General features: G+C 64.5%; 1 protein-coding gene. It reads right to left on the bottom strand.

The annotated features are described in order from the left end of the window. A partial coding sequence (locus EEB19_RS26350; RefSeq protein ID WP_187590284.1) for a BamA/TamA family outer membrane protein occupies nucleotides 1-462 on the bottom strand: 462 nt, incomplete at both ends.

The following is a 462-nucleotide window of genomic DNA, read 5'->3' as shown; positions in this document are numbered from 1 at the left end:
ACCCAGCGGCTGGCCTTCCGGATAACCGGTGGTGACTTCGCGCGGGCCGAGGGTGTTGTCCTCGAAGCCGCGCACCGAGTTGGTGCCACCGGCGTAGAAGTTCTCGAAGAACGGCAGGCCGCTGGCGGTGACGGTGCGGGTGGTGCCATCCGGATTGGTCAGCGTACGGGTGTAGTCGTTGCCGTAGGCATCGCCGTAGCCGATTTCCGCGCGGGTGTTGATCACCAGCGACGGCATGATCGGCCAGTACTTGCTGATCTGGTAGTTCAGCTTGTAGTACTCGATGGTCGAACCCGGCAGCGTGGTTTCCAGGCCGATGCGCTGGTAGGTGCCGCGCGTTGGCATGAAGTAGTCGTTGCGCGAGTCGCGCGCCCAGCCCAGCTCGGTGCGCCAGGCGTGGAAGGTGCGCTGACCGACCGCGTTGATGTAGTCGATGATCGACTGCGGGGTCGAGCCCTGGTA

This window comes from Gordonia sp. OPL2, from assembly GCF_003797825.1.
Lineage (GTDB): Bacteria > Actinomycetota > Actinomycetes > Mycobacteriales > Mycobacteriaceae > Gordonia.
The sequence above is the reverse complement of the archived record's forward strand: the minus strand, read 5'-3'. Positions and strand labels throughout refer to the sequence as shown.